This window comes from Geotalea uraniireducens Rf4 (assembly GCF_000016745.1).
GTDB lineage: Bacteria > Desulfobacterota > Desulfuromonadia > Geobacterales > Geobacteraceae > Geotalea > Geotalea uraniireducens.
The window spans coordinates 778,095-794,446 of the sequence record NC_009483.1 but is presented as its reverse complement, the minus strand read 5'-3'; the positions used below and the strand labels follow the sequence as shown (position 1 = coordinate 794,446).

The window sequence follows — 16,352 nt, the reverse complement described above, 5'->3', positions numbered from 1 at the left end:
GATAGTCTTTAGCCGAGGATTTGTTTGAGATCCTCTTCAGCAGTGGCGATCGGCGCGATGTTGAAGTTCTCCACCAGAAAGTTGAGAACATTGGGGGTGATGAAGGCCGGCAGCGTCGGACCGAGCTTGATGTTCTTGATTCCCAGGTGGAGCAGGGTCAGAAGGATCGCTACCGCCTTCTGTTCATACCAGGAGAGGATCATCGACAGCGGCAGGTCATTCACCCCGCACTCAAAGGCGCCAGCCAGGGCCACGGCGATCTGGATCGCCGAGTAGGCATCGTTGCACTGGCCGATATCGAGCAGGCGCGGAATGCCGCCGATGTCGCCGAAATCGAGTTTGTTGAAGCGGTACTTGCCACAGGCCAGAGTGAGGATGACGCAGTCCTTCGGTACCTTCTCGGCAAACTCGGTGTAGTAGTTGCGGCCGCTCTTGGCGCCGTCGCAGCCGCCTATCAGGAAGAAATGGCGGATCTGGCCGGCCTTGACCGCTGCAATCACCTTGTCGGCAACGCCGAGCACTGCGTTGTGGCCGAAGCCGGTCAGGATCTCCTTGCCGGGGTTCTCCGGAAAACCGGGGAGTTCCCGGGCTTTCCTGATTACCTGGGAAAAGTCCCAGCCTTCAATATTCTTGACGTCGGGCCACTGCACCAGGCCCCAGGTGAAGAGGCGGTCCTTGTAACTTTCGGCCGGACGCTGGATGCAGTTGGTATTGAAGATGATGGCGCCGGGAAAGTTGGCAAATTCCTTGGCCTGATCCTGCCAAGCGCCGCCGAAATTGCCCGCCAGGTGGGAGTACTTCTTCAGGCCCGGATAGCCGTGGGCGGGGAGCATCTCGCCGTGGGTATAGACATTGACGCCGGTCCCCTCGGTCTGCTTCAGCAGTTCCTCCAGCATGCGCAGGTCGTGGCCCGAGACGAGGATGGCCTTGCCCGCCCTGGTGCCGAGCTGTACAGGGGTTGGGACCGGGTGACCGTAGCTGTCGGTGTTGGCCTTGTTGAGCAGTTCCATGGTCACCAGGTTAATCCTGCCGCACTCCATGGCGAGGGTGACGAAGTCCATCAGTCCCAGGTTCTTGTCGAGAGTGGCGGCAAGGGCCTTATGGGTGAAGGCGTAGATATCATCGTTTTCCAGGCCGATCACCAAGGCGTGGTGGGCGTAAGCAGCATAACCTTTCATACCATAAACGAGGATCTCCTGGACCGACTTCACGTCAGGGTCGATGCTGTCATCTTTCACCCCGTGCCTTGCTCCGAGAGTCGCCAGTTCGGCCGTGGTGCCGGGGGCAAAAGGGCGGGCCGCCTCGGGGACGCTGCCGGCGTTTGGGCCGCCATTGGCCGATTCAAAAAGGGCCTGGGCCTTGTCGCGGAGTCCGGCCGCCTGGCGGACCAGCTTGGCGATCTCGTCGGCGCTGAAATCCACGTTGGTGACGGTGGTAAAGAGGCCGTCGAGCATGAAGCGGTCGATCTCCTGATCCTTGGCTCCCTTTGTCCGGGCTTTGTCGGCCCAATAGGCGATCCCCTTCATGGCATAGACGAGTTGGTCCTGCAGGGCGGCCACGTCCGGCTGCTTGCCGCAGACCCCGACTTTGGTGCAGCCGCCGTTGGCGGCCTGTTCACACTGGTAACAGAACATGTTCGACATTACTTCCTCCTTTGTTGTTTTGTTGGTGTTTGCAGCAGATGTGGAAAAACCGAACCATTGCATAATCTTTTTCATCATTCTCTCCTACCCTCCCCGGCCTGCCGGAAGGGCTGTTCATTGGTTTTTGAGCTTCAGAGTTCATCATCTCTGTGCGCCCCGGTGATGATGTCACCTTACCGTTATTGAAACGGCGAAACCTTGATCAAAGTCAATAAAGCGAATTGTTTGTTCACTTCGCTTTTTATCTTTACAAATATGAGTAAGCGAGAGGATCGGCAAAACCAGCCAACGATTGTTGCGTCAGTGAAAAAGCAGCGGTGAACGGTTTGAAGAATGCAAGCGCAGGCAACCCGAGCGACTTGCGCATTTTCGAGCTCGCACAAAAAGCCGTCAGTCTTTATGCTACGCAGAATTTTGATGGGAAAGGGAAATTGCCGAGATTTGTATTTTCGAGGTCGTTGTTGATGGGTGGAAACGCCGGAAAGGACCAAAGTAAACGGTGGGACCGTCGTTGGACCGTGAGACAAAAAAAGCCCTTCCGCATGGTGCGGAAGGGCTGTCATTTTTGGCGTCCCCTACCGGATTTGAACCGGTGTCGCCGCCGTGAAAGGGCGGTGTCCTGGGCCGGGCTAGACGAAGGGGACATGGTGAGCCGCGTTGGGGTCGAACCAACGACCACCTGATTAAAAGTCAGGTGCTCTACCGACTGAGCTAGCGGCTCATTTCTGCTGGCGTCAGGAAAGAACAAACTTATATCAAATCTTTTTACGATGGTCAAGCTTTTTTTACAAAATATTTTTTCAAGCCTCAAAAGGATTTTTCAACATTATCGTCTCGTCGCGTCGAGGGCCAACCGAAACAAGTACAATGGGGCACCCAGCAAGCTCTTCCAGCCTCTTTACATAGTTTTTCGCCTTTTCCGGCAGTTCTTCGAAGGACCTGACGCCTGTTATATCCGATTGCCATCCCGGCATCTCTTCGTAAACGGGCCGGCACTTTTCAAACACATCGAGGTTGGCGGGAAGTTCATTCAGGAACTTGTCGTTATATGAATACCCGGTGCAAATCTTGATGGATTCAAAATCGCTGAGAACATCGAGCTTGGTAAGGGCGATCCCGGTCAAGCCGTTGACTCGCACCGCATATTTAATAACCAGGGCATCAAACCAGCCGCAACGACGGGGACGGCCCGTAGTTGCACCGAACTCTCCCCCTGTATGGCGCAGCTTCTCGCCATCGGCATCTTCCAGTTCGGTCGGGAACGGACCACTGCCGACCCGTGTGACATAAGCCTTGGAAATGCCGATAATTTCATTGATATCCCTCGGGCTTGCGCCTGTTCCCGTACATGCGCCGCCGGCACAGGTAGAGGATGAGGTGACATAGGGATAGGTGCCATGGTCCACATCGAGAAGCGTCCCCTGCGCCCCCTCGAACAGAAGCTTTTTCCCGGCCTTAAGGTCCTGGTGCAGCACGAGGGTCGTATCGGCGACATAATTGCGAAGCGTGTCCGCGTATGCGCTGTATTCGTCGAATATTTCTTCAAAGGTGAAGGGTCTTTCTCCCAACAGCTTCTCGAGAATAAAGTTCTTCTCCTCCAGAAATTCCTTCAACTTGCGGCTGAAAACCTGCTTATCCAGGAGGTCCATGAGGCGAATGCCGCGCCGTCCGATCTTATCCTCATAGGCAGGTCCGATCCCGCGACCAGTCGTACCGATCTTTTTGGCGCCGCTATTGGCTTCCCGGGCGATGTCAATCCGCTTGTGGTAAGGCATGATGATATGCAGCGACTCGGAGAGGAGCAACACGCCATCATCCTGGAACTTGCCCTTAGCCTTTAAATTGGTGATCTCGCGGATAAAAACTTCCGGGTCGAGCACAACACCATTGCCGATTATACATCGCTTACCCTGGTGTAGAATCCCGGAGGGGATCAAATGCAGGACTATCTTCTCATCCCCCACGACCAGGGTATGGCCGGCATTGTTACCCCCCTGGTAGCGGACAACGTCATCCGCAAACTCAGTATAGATGTCGACAACCTTCCCTTTTCCCTCGTCGCCCCATTGGGCGCCTACTACCACGACGTTAGCCATTACCGTCTCCTTACTGCTCGAATTTCAACGAATAATCTTCCCTGAAGAGGTCGATCTTTTTTACTGCTACCCCAATCTTATCTGCAACCCGGACCACGTAAACCTCGTCGTCCGCGCAATAGTCGCCGCCAATAACAAGCATCTGCTTGATATTCATCCGCTTTGCATAAGCCAGTGAATTATCGAAATCCCTGTGGATGATGTCCCTGGCCGTGGTAAATCCTCTGGCACGCAGGCGTTGTGCTATTTCCAGCACTTCACGGCGGTCTTCCTTGAGATTGAAAAGCAAGAAGTCCCGCGTTTTGCTTGCCTCCACTTCGGGGCGTTTGCCAAGGGCGTTCAGAAGCGCGAGGATATTGAAAGCAAAACCTGTGGCGGGCGCCGGGAAGCCATATTTTGCGGTCAGGTCGTCATAACGTCCACCGCCGCAAACCGCTTCTCCCAAACCGCCGACAAAGCCCTCGAATGTCACGCCGGTATGATAATCAAGCCCGCGAATCTCGCCGAGGTCGATGGTCAGATAGTCGGTCACTCCGTATATGTCGAGGATTTCCAGCACTTGTGCAATATTGTCGAGTGCCTTCTTCGAGCGGTCATTGCCGGCAACCCGCTCGGCTACGGCAAGCACTTCGCGGCCGCCGTAAAGTCTCGGCAAGGCGGCAATCTCTTCCTTAATCGCATCTGCGACCGGCTCTTTTTCCAGTATCTCCCGCACTGCCGATGAGTCTTTCTTGGCTATGGCCTCCTGCAGAAGGTTCTGGACAGCAGGCGCCAAACCTGATGCGAGCATGATGCCGCGGAAAAAATCGACCTGCCCCAGGTCGATCTTGAAGTTATCAAAACCGAGCCCCTGCAGCACCTCAACCGCCATCGCCACCATTTCCGCATCCGCTTCCGGCGAGCTCAGGCCGATCAGCTCCACTCCGGACTGAAATACCTCACGGCTCCGCCCGGACTGAATCTCCGCGTGACGCAGTACCCTGCCGTTATAGGAAATGCGATGGGGAAGCGGATAGCCGTGCATCCTTGTGGCTACTATGCGGGCAATCTGTGGGGTGATATCGGGAGGAATGGCGAGCAGCCTGCCGGTCTGACGGTCGTCAAAGCGGAACGTCTTTGCCTTGAGATCCTCCCCCATCCCCATGGAAATGACGTCCTGGAATTCGAGCAGGGGAGTAATGATGCGCCTGAATCCCCACAGGTCAAAAACCCGGCTGATCTTCCCTTCGATATAGGCAATTTTATCCGCCTTTTCCGGGAGAAAATCTGTCACGCCTTTTGGCAGTGGAGCTTCTATGCAGGATGGATTTATCAATGCCGTGCCCAAGATAAAAGTGTATTTTAGTTATCGTTGCAAATGCGCCAAACAGAACGCAAAACGCCTGAAATCCTAGCAGTATACAAAGGGGATGTCAACGATTAAATCCCCGCAAAAAAAGAGGGGCGCCGGCTTGCGGCGCCCCTGCAAAGACATGAACGAGATTACCGTCCGGAACTACTCCACCCTCTTCACAACAATGGCACTCGCTCCCTTTTCAATCAAGCCTTCCTTCTTTACCACTTCGAGAAGGATCAGCTCCTTGCGGGGAGCATCGAAAGAATAATCGGCCAGATAATTCTGGCTCTCCTTTGTATGCCACCTTTCATCGAGGGTTGAACCGTTCCAGGCAAAGGAAAACACGGAATTCTTCTTATAGGAACGGTTTGTGCCGAAGACGAACAAGCCGCTGTTCTTTGGCACGATGATTTCACCCTCTGGAGTCACGACAATGCGCTGCTCAAGGAATGTCCACCGGTATTGATCGCCGGTTGTCCTCACATTAGCCAGATCCTGTCGTTTGAAATACAGTTCGCTTCCGCCGAACTTGTCGCTGCTGCGCCACAACTCTTCCCCTGCGGCAGAATAGACGATGACGTAACCGTCCGCGTTTATCAGCACGTAGTGGCTCCCCCCTTTGGCATCTGTAAAGCGGTTGAAGTTATAAAGAAAGCCGAAGCGGGGAAGCTTGATGGGATTTTGCTTCTCGAATTTGGCGTCTTTTCTTACCAGTTCATACACATCGCCATAAAAATCGGCATCGCGTCCCATCTCCTGCACGTAGATCCTTTTTTCCTTCCCGTCCAGGGCAATAGCCCGGAAGAAGTAAGGTAGATTTTCCGCAACCTTCTGCAATCTCCCGTCCCGGGCGACCCAGACCTGCGATGCCAGATTATCGCCGCTCAACATGGTCAGATAGGCTTCGGAAATCCCGTCACCATCCAGGGCGGCCGTATCTACGCCGAGTATTTGTTCGGAATCGCCGAAGGTAACTTCGGCAACGAGTTCCAACTCTTTTCCCTGGCGATAGAGACGGAGGGCGTGATCGTCAACGACATATAATTCACGCACGCCGTTTTCCAGGGTTCTCCCCGGAGCAATGCCGACCAGTGCGCCGTCAAGTCGCTGGCTGGTCCAGCTTGAGCTGCCGGATTTGGACACCGGTTCCGCCCTGACGATCTCGCCGGACGGTGCGGCAGCTGCAGGAACCGGGACAGGCAAAGCTGTTGCCGGAGCAGGCGATACGGGCTTAGCGACCGGGGGCGGCAAACTCTTTACTATCTCGCCGCCCAACTTCTGTGCCAGCTTGGCAAGTGCGGGAATCAGTTCATCCTGGCTCTCCCCCTGCTCGAACACCCGCGCAAGCACTTTGCCGGAACTGTCCCTGGCGACCGCATCCAGACTGAATATCTTTCCCAGCACCGCATAGCTCCCCGTTACGAGCACATCCGCACCGGTTGAGGCGTCCACGGTGAATATCGCTTCGCTGTTCAGGCGGGAGGCAAGCAGCGTCTGGAGGGTCCCTTTCAGTTCATCCCGGTTCGGCACGCCGGCAACGTTGAACTCTGCTACGTAAGCCTTGATCTGGGCCGCGCGCACCTGGGACACAAAGTAAAGCGGGCACAGCAAGATAATAAAAACGGCAAATTTTTTCATGACGGCTCCTGGCAAAATAAGATCAAATTCGGTTTTTCGTCCCATCGGGACAGCATGCTTGTAGCCGGGGGATTCATCCCCCGGTCGGTCGAAACCGCGTTATCCTTCAGTCACGTACGTGACGAAAATGGAATACTACATCTATGAATCCCGGCGATAAATCGCCGGGCTACCGGCATTCTGTCCCTTCGGGACGTCATGTGACAAAAGGATAGTTATTTCCCACTGAGATATCCGACTATCATCCCCGCGTAAGCCTCAAAATCGACAATCCGGCGTTTTAGGATGCCAAAGACTATCTCGTCGTCGATCTTTCCGTAGTCGTGCACTATCAGGTTCCGAAAAGAAGCCATCTGTTGCAGACTCGGAACAATCGACCGGTCGATTACTTTTGCATCCGCAAGAACCTTGAAGACATCCCTGTTATTCTCTGCTTCGGGCAATCCTTCATCGGCAATGATGTGCCACCCCATGTCAAAACAGGCTTCGACGGCTATCTGCAAGGTTCTTTCTACGAACCTCTTCGTCCTGATATCAGATTCATACTCATCGAAACTTAGCCCCTGAACAGATTGCAGGTCGTTCAAGTATCCATCCAGAAGCCCCAGAAGCCTTTCCGTTACTTCTTTATCGACCATTCTCCACCCTCCGGAGGATTCTTTCTTCCATTTTTGACACGTAGAGGCGGTGCGCCGGCAGAAAATCAAGATACATTTTCCGGGAAAGTATCTCGAAAGCCTTGCGCTTCCTGCTGTCCCGTTCATAGAGGAGGATCCCGTATTTGAGCACCTGCCGCTGCATTATCAGACCGCATTGGTCAAGGATCACGACATCCACCGGCTTTTTCAGCAGACCTGAAAGCTCGTCCATGGCTTTTAAGCGGTAGTCGAAATCGGGCTTTTCTGCAAGAAGCACCGCCAAATCCACATCGCTGGACGGCTTCGCCCTTCCCCTGGCCTGCGAGCCGAACAGGTAGACGGCTATGACGTGTCGATCAGGAGCAAAATACTGAATAATCGTTTCGGTGATGGATTTCTTCATGGGTTTGATCGGTTTCAAATGGTTGACTGCTCTTTGATTCCGCAAAGGGTTCTGAATTATCCCAAAGCAATCCTCGCAAGTCAAAGAATATATCAAAAGGGCAAAACAGCCGGGTTTCTGCCACCATGTAATAAAAAAAGGGAGAGTCGCCTCTCCCCTTCATAAAACATTTCAAAGGAATATTTATTGCGCGCCGCCTTTTAATCCCAAAAGGACGTCAAGCATATCTTCGGCCTCTTTCAACTTGCCTTGGAGTTTCTTGATTTCGTCGGCAGAATAGACTTTTTTCCCTTTTTTGATCTCGGCATTCAGCTTCTTGATCTTTTTCTGGATGCTGTCCACTTCTGTTGCGCAGTTTTTCGAGGCCAGCAGACACTGGTCCTTTTCTTCCTTGGTCATCTCTGCAGCAAAGGCCGGAACCGCAGCAGCCAAAGCAAATGTCGCCATAATCATCATCGCAATCTTCTTCATGATCATTCCCCCCGTCATGTAATTTGGATCAAGTTCCAAGAAAATTAAAGCAGCTTTTTACGGCTTGTCAAATGAACAAGGCCGGCGGAAGTCCCGCCGGCCTTGTTCTGCAACTAGAAGACGTAGTTCAGCATCACTGTGGTCAAGAATAGGTCATTAGGTCTTTTTCCGGGAGCAACGCCAGTGGAAGAAGTAGTAGTACCAACGTTCTTGAAGTAATCACCCAAGGCAACGTAAGCGCCGTAGACGCTCGCATTCAGGTTGTCGTAGAGTTTATAGCCGACTTCTGCGTTTATCTCAGTACCGAGGTACTTGCTGTCAGCAGTGGCATTGGTACTATTTGTCTTGGAGATCGCGCCAAAGCCGACATTGGCATTGCCGTAGAGCTTGTCGGTGAATTTCATGTCATAGCCGAGGGAACCAACGGTCATCCCCTGGTTGTTATTATTTGAAGAATAGATAAGGTTGCGGCTGGAGTTGATCTCGTACTTGGAGCGCATCAGGAGGTGCATGTTGGCGCCGTAGAAGGTGTTTTCGGAAAAAGAACCGCTGTTCGTGTTGCCGACCGACTGGAAGGCATTGCTGTTGCCGGTGGATGGGTTGCTGTCGCCCGTTGTGTAGGCGGCAACGACGTTCAAGGTGCCGGGGCCGACGGCGACCTTGCTGCCGACATAGCCGCCAAATGCGCTGAGGTGGCCATTAACAGGAGCTTCCAGATTGCCGAACTGGTAGAGGAAGCCGCCATCAATCGTTGCAATCCCAACCTTCGCCTGGCCGTTCAAGCCCAGCATGTGAACAATGCTGCTGTTTGCAACCCGCGCGGGATCTTTCCCGGTCAATGTCGATGTAGCGACATCGAGGTCATCATTCAGAAGGTAGTAGGAAGCGCCGATCCGCACGTCCTTGTTCAGGCTGTATTTGGTGTCAAGTGCAAGGAAGTCGCGGGAGTTCTTACCGGCTATTGCCCCTTTATCATCAAAGCGGAAGAAGCCGAGGGAGTTGCTGAAACCGGCATACTTGGCGGAGGCCAGCACGCCGGCCATGTCGGCATTGACAACGAGCCCGCCGTAGGAGTCGATCCAGGGCTGCATCCCCACCTTGAAGTTTACGGGAACCGCAGTCGGAAGGTTGAAGTCCAGGTAGATGTCTTTGGTCTCCAGGTTGATCTCGTCTGCGCCGATGGCAGCACCTTGGCCCCGTTTAATGTCATACGAGCCATCGCCGAACTTGGAGTAATCGAGCTCGAAGTGAGTGACCAGCCTCAGGTCGTCGCTTGCCTTGGCGATATACATGAGACGGGCGCGCTGCTCCAGATACTCCTTCGTTTTGGGATTATCCTTAACAGTAAACGGGCCGGATGACGCATCATAGGCATTCGACATGTTAAACTTGAAGCGATACATCCCGTGAAACTCGTTCTCCAGCGCCATTGCCGGTACTGCCGTTGCAACGGTCAGTGCACCCACTGCGGCGACTGCCAATATTTTCTTCTTGAAACTCATCTTGTACCTCCTTCATTGTTGTAGAAAATTAGAAAATCACATGTCAAACAGCGAAATTGAGCTCTCCATCACCACCTTTCCATGAAAAAAGTCAGGTCAAACCCGGACCGTCAATTCCCCCTCCATACGAAAAACCCTTGCCCGCCTCATTGTATACTGATTACAGGAGCGAACAAGGGCTTTTATCAACATCTAACGCACAGCCAGCCGTCTCGGTGGCCTTTCTAACCGAAGTGTATTCCTGCGCTGCATTCTGTTCTGGACATGGTAGCGGCATTAGCACCTGCACTTATTAATTTTGACGCATGAATACTAGCTCTATTTGTTTCGGTTGTCAACAAACCTTTACATTCAACCCTTTTCAGGGGAATGTCCGTCTGGATATCCACTTTCAGGCGGTTTGCAACCACATATACAATTACCACCATGTTCTATAATTTTGTCGTTACTATACAATTATACAAACATAAGTCAAGTAAATTTTCAAACATTGTTACATAATCAAACATGTAGCCCATAACACATTGATTTAATGAGACATTTTAAGACTGTCTTCATTTCGACGAATTCTGCATTTGAAGAATTCCGGCAAGATGAATCGTCTGTTGATTGTCCGGTCAATGCCCCGCCTGGCAGAGTTCGGTCAACACGCCATTACTGCTTTTTGGATGGATGAAGGCAATGCGCGCTCCGTGGGCGCCCAGCCGCGGGACCTTGTCGATCATGCGCGCCCCCTCCGATTCCAGCTTTGCGATGGCTGCTTCAAGATCCTCCACCTGGTAGGCAATGTGGTGAACGCCGGGACCGTTCTTCTCCAGAAACTTGGCTACAGGACTCTCGGCACTGGTCGGCTCCAACAGTTCGATCTTCGACTCACCCACTTCAAGGAAGGCCACCTTGACCTGCTGTTCCACAACCTCTTCCATCCCCCTGAAGGCCATGCCGAGATTGTCACGATAAAAGGGAATTGCCTCGTCCAGGGAATTTACCGCTATACCGATGTGATTGATTTTTGTCAGCATGGAGTGCTCCGAATGTAGGTGATTTATGTTACAGCAAAGTCACAGAAGCGTTGTTTTTCCGTCACAATTACAGCACAACCGTCTCACGGTGTTTGCCGAAGACCTCGCGGAAGACGTCAGAGATCTCGCCCAGGGTGGCGTAGGCCTTGACCGCGTCAAGGATATGCGGCATCAGGTTATCGGTCCCCCTCGCAGCAGTTTCAAGGGATTTGAGTGTATCCTGCACCCTGGCGTTGTCCCGCTTTGCCTTCAACTCGGCCAGCGACTTTTTCTGGAAGATTTCCACTTCTTCCTTCACCTTCAGCAGACCGCTTGGCGGCGGCTCCTGGATGGTGAATTTGTTGACCCCGACGATCACCAGTTCATTGGTTTCGATCGCCCGCTGGTAGGCGAAGGCGGAATCCTGGATCTCCTTCTGCTGGAAGCCCTGCGAAATGGCCTCAACCGCTCCGCCCAGCTTGTCTATCTTGTCGATGTACTCCAGAGCCGCCTTTTCAATCTGATCGGTCAACGACTCGACGAGGAAGCTTCCTGCCAGCGGGTCGATGGAATCGGCGACACCGGATTCATAGGCAATGACCTGCTGCGTCCTGAGCGCGATGCGTACCGAATCCTCTGTGGGAAGGGCAAGGGCTTCGTCGCGGGAATTGGTGTGGAGCGACTGGGTGCCGCCGAGCACGGCAGCCAGGGCCTGCATGGTGACACGCATGATGTTGTTGTCGGGCTGCTGGGCGGTAAGGGTACAGCCGGCGGTCTGGGTATGGAAGCGGAGCATCTGGGACTTGGGGTCCTTGGCCTTGAAGCGCTCCTTCATGATCCTGGCCCACATGCGGCGGGCGGCGCGGAACTTGGCCACCTCTTCCAGCAGGTTGTTATGGGCATTGAAGAAGAAGGCGAGCCGCGGCGCGAACTCGTCCACATCGAGTCCCGCCTTTATGGCTGCATCCACGTAGGCGATGCCGTCGGCCAGGGTGAATGCCACTTCCTGCACTGCGCTGGAGCCGGCCTCGCGGATGTGATAGCCGGAAATGCTGATGGTGTTCCACTTGGGAACCTGGTCCTTGCAGTAGGCGAAGATATCGGTGATGATGCGCATCGACTCCTTGGGCGGGTAGATATAGGTGCCGCGCGCCATGTACTCCTTGAGGATATCGTTCTGGATGGTGCCGGACACCTTGTCCGACGAGACCCCCTGCTTCTCGGCCACGGCGATGTACATGGCAAGAAGGATCGCCGCAGTGGAATTGATGGTCATGGAGGTGGAAACCTTGTCGAGGGGAATGCCGTCGAAAAGTATCTCCATATCAGCCATCGAGTCGATGGCGACCCCCACCTTCCCCACTTCCCCGCGGCTCATGCCCGCGTCCGAATCGTAACCCATCTGGGTGGGAAGATCGAAGGCAACCGACAGACCGGTCTGGCCTGCCTGGAGGAGATACTTGTAGCGCTCGTTGGACTCCTTTGCGGTGCCGAAACCGGCGTACTGGCGCATGGTCCAGAAACGGCCGCGGTACATGGTCGGCTGCACACCGCGGGTAAAGGGGTATTCACCGGGGAAACCGAGGTTTTCCTCGTAACCGGGGTATTCGAAGTCAGGGGTAAAACAGCGCTCCATCTCGATGTTGGAGGTGGTGCTGAATTCGTTATTGCGCTCCGGCGCCTTGGCGATGTTCTTGCTGACGGTTGTTTCCTGCCATGCTTTCTTTTTTTCGGAAATGCTCATGATACTCTCCTTATCCTGCGTAAAATGGGCGTCATCTCGTGGAAGCCGAACGGGCAAATTCCTCGATTTTTCATAAAAGAGGTCAGCGTTGTCCGGTTTGGTTTGTGCATCAAGGTTGTTAAGCCCCATTAGGGGCGTTTGAATGTAGCCGGGGGATTCATCCCCCGGAGAGATGCTATATTTCCCCACGTCACGTACGTGACGTGATGATATTTCGCCTGGATGACCGGGGAATGAATTCCCCGGCTACCAGTATTCTGTCCCTACGGGACGTAAGCAAAAACCAAACCGGACAACGCTGAAAAGAGATCTATTTTTTTACTTGCAAACAAAATCCGTGGTCATACACTTTACTAAGGGACTCGGAAAATAAAATCATACCTTTTCCCGTAGGGGCGCGCCCTTGGGCCGCCCGCTTTGGGTCTGGGCCGCCTTTGGGTGGCGATTGCAACAAGGGCGGACCCAAACTGCGGGCCTAAAGGGCAAGCCCACGCCCCTACAGTCCCTAATGCCGTCTGGCGCGAAAGGAGAACTGTCATGAAATGTCCCGTATGTAAAAACCACGAACATATTGACATCGAGTTGCATTCAAATGGCTTCACTGAAGAAATCATCGAATGCCCTCATTGTGGAACGATTTGGTCCGTTAATCACGGTATTACGGAAATCGTCAAGGATCCCCAGGAAAAATCATTTCTGGAAGCGCAATCCGAATGCGTTGAAGGAGACGATTATAATCAGACTTGAGCAGGATTCTTTCCAAACGACTAACCCCGTCTTTTCAGGCGGGGTTAGTTGGTGATCCGAGGGCTCCAAATCCCGTTTGGAGCCCTTTTTGCGTCTGCCCCAAACCTTACAGAACGGCTTTCAGGTACTTGGTGGTAAGAGCGCGTTTTTCGCGCTCGATCTCGTTCAGATCCACTTCGATAAATTTCTCGTCCGGGGTGACCTTGAAGAGTGGTTGCCCCTTTTGGACGATTATTCCGTCACCACCCTGAATCAGGATCTTATCGACGGTGCCGGAGAACGGAGCGTAAACCTTGTTGAACATCTTCATGACTTCAATGATATAGAGTGGCTGCCCCTTCTCGAAGTGCATCCCTTCTTCAACGAAGTGCGGCATGCCCGGAGCTTCCTGGGCATAGTACATGCCACCGCAAGCAGCAACGATTTCATCGGCCTTGGTTACGGGAGGCGGCACCAGGATCTTTTTCATCCGCGCCTGCAGATCCGGGTCGGTCAGGTAGTCGGGAATGGTGATTTCCAGATCCTCTTCAACACGCAGGTCCCAGAACCGGGTGTTCTCGCCGATCATGAACAGCATGCCGAGCAGTTCAAGGCCCGCCTCGTAACCAAAATGGGTGGAGCGAATCTGCTCCCAGGTATCGGCATCGAAGCCACCCTGGGGCTCATCATTCTGCAGAAATTCGTTGAGCTTGAAGTACTCATCCCTGGCAAGCCCGAACTTTTCACGCAGGGTGCGGGAGAAACGGAGCGATTGCTGGAGCAGCTCGTTGTCGTGGCCCCAGATTATCTCCGCCGCAGGCTTGTGCGGGCGGAAGGACATGTGCAGGTATTCGTAGGTTTCATTGAGAACCCCCAGGGGGTTCCTCAGCCAGACGACCTTGCCGTCATCGATACGGAAGTTTTTCGTGTTCATGCTCAGCCAGCCGGAGAGGAGATGCGGATCGCCGAGGAGGCGCTCCATGGGACGGGTAATCAGGGTTCCCTTCCGGTCGAGCAGCGCGGACATGTTCTTGGCAACCTGGGGATCATCGGGAAACTGTTCGGCAATACGCTTGGCATAATGCTTCTTCATCTGCAGGAAGGCATAAACAGGATCCATCTTGTTCGCTTCCTCTTTCAGCGTCCCCACCAGGGTAAGATACGGAACAACGAAACGGGTCGTAGGCTTGGCGTTCACGTTGTTTCCGAGGAACCAGTTGACCAGCCCGTAATGAAATTCAAGGTTGGTGGCCAGATCACTGCCGCGCAACGTGGTGCTGCGGATGACGGCCGACATGCGCTCGTAGCTGTCCAGACGGTCTTCACCATTGGTGAGGAGCAGGGCAATGTTGGAGTCGTAAGCCCCGGCCACCTTGTACTTCACGAACAGGCCGGTATCGGGGTTCAGCATGCTTATCCCCTGGTCGTCGCGGATCTCACCCTCGATCGGTTTCGACCAGTAGCGTATCATGCCTCCCGCATGGGGAGAGAGGGACGCATCAGTGGCATTCAGCCGCGCCTCGACAGAGGCATTGAAACGAACGATCCGCTCGGGCTTGGGCAAGCGCTCTTTATGCTGCGCCAACAGGGCCATGGCCTCGACCAGGGATTCAACGACGAAGAAGTCCTTTTTGTCCTTCGGGTTGGTGAACTTGAGAGAGTAGCAGAGCTCGGTCACCCGATGCTCAACCTGGATACGGGTGTTCACTTCCATAAAGAAGTGACGATCACGGTCGACAATGCATTCGAAGGTAGAGGCGGAATCGAGGCCGACCGCCTTGCCGAAACGCTCGGATTCCTCTTCCATGCGCTTAAGAACCGTCAGGTCGCTCTCAAGGGCCTTGACTTCGCTCTTCTTGCCGGCGGCCTTGGCTTTTGCAATGGCTGCAGCAAGCCCCTCCTGGGTGACGGATACTTCGAGCAGCTTCTGTTCATGCATCTGCAGAGAACAGTCGCGGCCGCCCAAGGCAATACACCATTCACCGTTTCCGAGCAGCTGGATTTCATTGTGGCGGGTCTGCTCTATGTTCAGCTCGACGAGGATGTTCTTGTTGTCCCCCACGCCATTTGCCTTGACTTCGTTGAGGATTTCCCGAACGAGGGTCGGCGCTTCGGCGGCTGCCTTGGCGATCGCCTTGTCGTCAGCGTTCTTGACCGTGAGCAACGATGCACCCAGGATGCGCTGCCCCTTCCCACCGCCGCCGCCGATTGCCTTGAGGCGGACCCGACTTTGCGGGTACTTTTTGAACATGGCGGCCACCTCGGCCTGGACCTGGGCACAGAGCTCCTCGATCGAGAAGAGGTCGACCCCCTTGGCGTAGGAAGCATAGAGGATGTGGTCCGCCAGATCTTCCAGGGAAATCCCCGGATCATTGATGATTTTCGCGTCGCAGGCGAGTCCGTCGGATTTCGCCAGCGCCAGCAGCTTCTCCCGGGTGGGGTGCTTCTTGAGCAGGGTACGTGCCGTGACATTGTCAATGCCAGGAGTGACGCTGACGTTGACGGTGAGCGCGGTCCGCTTGGCTTCGTCCTTTTTGCCCGCACCGGCCTGGGTGGCGGAACAGGGGCCGATGAACTTGAGCCCGGCGTTTTCTATGGCCGCAACGAACTCATCGTCCTCCGCCATGAAACCGTAGCCGGCAAAGATGGAATCGTAACCGTTGTCCGTGGCGATTCTGATGATCTGATGGATACGCTCGACCCGCTCCTCCTTGCTTGCGCCGGTGTAGTCGGGCACGCGATGGACGCGCCTGGAATCGGTCAGCTGGCGCAGTTCGGGAGCCAGGGCGTTGGGGTAGACAATGGAGTCCTTTTCGGAGAGCAGAATGCCGAAATGGGTAATGCCCATCTCCCCATAGACGTCCATGGCCTCCTTGCGGATGGGGCCGCGGCAGACGATGAGCGGCTTCAAATCCTCGCAGGAGAAGGAGCGCACCCACTCGGAGGTGGAGGTGCTCAAGCGGCGATTTTTATGAATCAGGTGGTTGTTCATGTAATAATCAACAGTTTGTGTCATCGGTCTCTATCTCCAATCCATCGATATTGATTAATCTTAGAAAGGCGGTTAGCCACGCATGACACGAATAAACACAATATCTTCACCGTTATACATGATTTCTTTATGTTTCACAGCGTCTTGAATATTCGTGCTGAT

Annotated in this window: 12 protein-coding genes and 2 tRNA genes; 1 reads left to right on the top strand and 13 read right to left on the bottom strand. The window is 54.0% G+C overall.

Translation table 11 applies throughout. The annotated features are described in order from the left end of the window. Positions 1–8: 8 nt before the first annotated feature. The 12 genes from hcp to GURA_RS03325 all read right to left on the bottom strand — a co-directional run bounded on the left by hcp (position 9) and on the right by GURA_RS03325 (position 12,472). Complete coding sequence (hcp, locus tag GURA_RS03380) at positions 9–1,721, bottom strand: hydroxylamine reductase (RefSeq protein WP_041245252.1); 1,713 nt, start codon at positions 1,719–1,721, stop codon at positions 9–11. A 488-nt stretch (positions 1,722–2,209) separates the two neighbouring features. Further along, positions 2,210–2,287: transfer RNA gene (locus GURA_RS03375), tRNA-Glu, on the bottom strand. Between the two features lies 1 nt (position 2,288). Then, a tRNA-Lys gene (locus GURA_RS03370) sits at positions 2,289–2,364 on the bottom strand. 79 nt (positions 2,365–2,443) lie between these two features. Further along, positions 2,444–3,739: an adenylosuccinate synthase gene (locus tag GURA_RS03365; protein ID WP_011937598.1), complete on the bottom strand. Its 1,296-nt coding sequence runs from the start codon at positions 3,737–3,739 to the stop codon at positions 2,444–2,446. A 10-nt stretch (positions 3,740–3,749) separates the two neighbouring features. Next, positions 3,750–5,054, bottom strand: a complete 1,305-nt coding sequence (locus tag GURA_RS03360) for an ATP phosphoribosyltransferase regulatory subunit (RefSeq protein WP_407639330.1) — start codon at positions 5,052–5,054, stop codon at positions 3,750–3,752. Positions 5,055–5,234: 180 nt separating this feature from the next. Further along, entirely contained in the window at positions 5,235–6,713 is a 1,479-nt protein-coding gene (locus GURA_RS03355) for an FG-GAP repeat domain-containing protein (RefSeq protein ID WP_011937596.1), read from the bottom strand. A gap of 215 nt (positions 6,714–6,928) precedes the next feature. Next, complete coding sequence (hepT, locus tag GURA_RS03350) at positions 6,929–7,351, bottom strand: type VII toxin-antitoxin system HepT family RNase toxin (protein WP_011937595.1); 423 nt, start codon at positions 7,349–7,351, stop codon at positions 6,929–6,931. Continuing rightward, a complete protein-coding gene (mntA, locus tag GURA_RS03345; protein WP_232278970.1) occupies positions 7,341–7,772 on the bottom strand; it encodes a type VII toxin-antitoxin system MntA family adenylyltransferase antitoxin in 432 nt (143 codons plus the stop codon). Before mntA ends, hepT begins: the two co-directional genes overlap by 11 nt. Positions 7,773–7,937: 165 nt before the next feature. Then, complete coding sequence (locus GURA_RS03340; protein WP_011937593.1) at positions 7,938–8,225, bottom strand: hypothetical protein; 288 nt, start codon at positions 8,223–8,225, stop codon at positions 7,938–7,940. A gap of 113 nt (positions 8,226–8,338) precedes the next feature. Continuing rightward, complete coding sequence (locus GURA_RS03335) at positions 8,339–9,727, bottom strand: hypothetical protein (protein WP_011937592.1); 1,389 nt, start codon at positions 9,725–9,727, stop codon at positions 8,339–8,341. A gap of 617 nt (positions 9,728–10,344) precedes the next feature. Continuing rightward, the gene (mce, locus tag GURA_RS03330; protein WP_011937591.1) at positions 10,345–10,749 is read right to left on the bottom strand and encodes a methylmalonyl-CoA epimerase; all 405 of its coding nucleotides are present in this window, start codon (positions 10,747–10,749) and stop codon (positions 10,345–10,347) included. A 67-nt stretch (positions 10,750–10,816) separates the two neighbouring features. Next, on the bottom strand, positions 10,817–12,472 hold the full coding sequence (locus GURA_RS03325; RefSeq protein ID WP_011937590.1) for an acyl-CoA mutase large subunit family protein: 1,656 nt from the start codon (positions 12,470–12,472) through the stop codon (positions 10,817–10,819). 537 nt (positions 12,473–13,009) lie between these two features. Here GURA_RS03325 and GURA_RS03320 point away from each other — a divergent pair. Further along, positions 13,010–13,219 (top strand): hypothetical protein, encoded by a 210-nt coding sequence (locus tag GURA_RS03320; protein ID WP_011937589.1) that lies wholly within the window; start codon positions 13,010–13,012, stop codon positions 13,217–13,219. Positions 13,220–13,325: 106 nt separating this feature from the next. On the opposite strand, the gene GURA_RS03315 is transcribed toward GURA_RS03320, so the two are convergent. Then, positions 13,326–16,214, bottom strand: a complete 2,889-nt coding sequence (locus tag GURA_RS03315) for an ATP-binding protein (protein ID WP_011937588.1) — start codon at positions 16,212–16,214, stop codon at positions 13,326–13,328. Positions 16,215–16,352 lie beyond the last annotated feature (138 nt).

Bases quoted from the DNA above. Each gene is read 5' to 3' on its own strand.
- hcp (WP_041245252.1), bottom strand. From the start codon at position 1,721: ATGATGAAAAAGATTATGCAATGGTTCGGTTTTTCCACATCTGCTGCA.
- GURA_RS03365 (WP_011937598.1), bottom strand. From the start codon at position 3,739: ATGGCTAACGTCGTGGTAGTAGGCGCCCAATGGGGCGACGAGGGAAAA.
- GURA_RS03355 (WP_011937596.1), bottom strand. From the start codon at position 6,713: ATGAAAAAATTTGCCGTTTTTATTATCTTGCTGTGCCCGCTTTACTTT.
- hepT (WP_011937595.1), bottom strand. From the start codon at position 7,351: ATGGTCGATAAAGAAGTAACGGAAAGGCTTCTGGGGCTTCTGGATGGA.
- GURA_RS03340 (WP_011937593.1), bottom strand. From the start codon at position 8,225: ATGAAGAAGATTGCGATGATGATTATGGCGACATTTGCTTTGGCTGCT.
- GURA_RS03335 (WP_011937592.1), bottom strand. From the start codon at position 9,727: ATGAGTTTCAAGAAGAAAATATTGGCAGTCGCCGCAGTGGGTGCACTG.
- mce (WP_011937591.1), bottom strand. From the start codon at position 10,749: ATGCTGACAAAAATCAATCACATCGGTATAGCGGTAAATTCCCTGGAC.
- GURA_RS03325 (WP_011937590.1), bottom strand. From the start codon at position 12,472: ATGAGCATTTCCGAAAAAAAGAAAGCATGGCAGGAAACAACCGTCAGC.
- GURA_RS03320 (WP_011937589.1), top strand. From the start codon at position 13,010: ATGAAATGTCCCGTATGTAAAAACCACGAACATATTGACATCGAGTTG.
- GURA_RS03315 (WP_011937588.1), bottom strand. From the start codon at position 16,214: ATGACACAAACTGTTGATTATTACATGAACAACCACCTGATTCATAAA.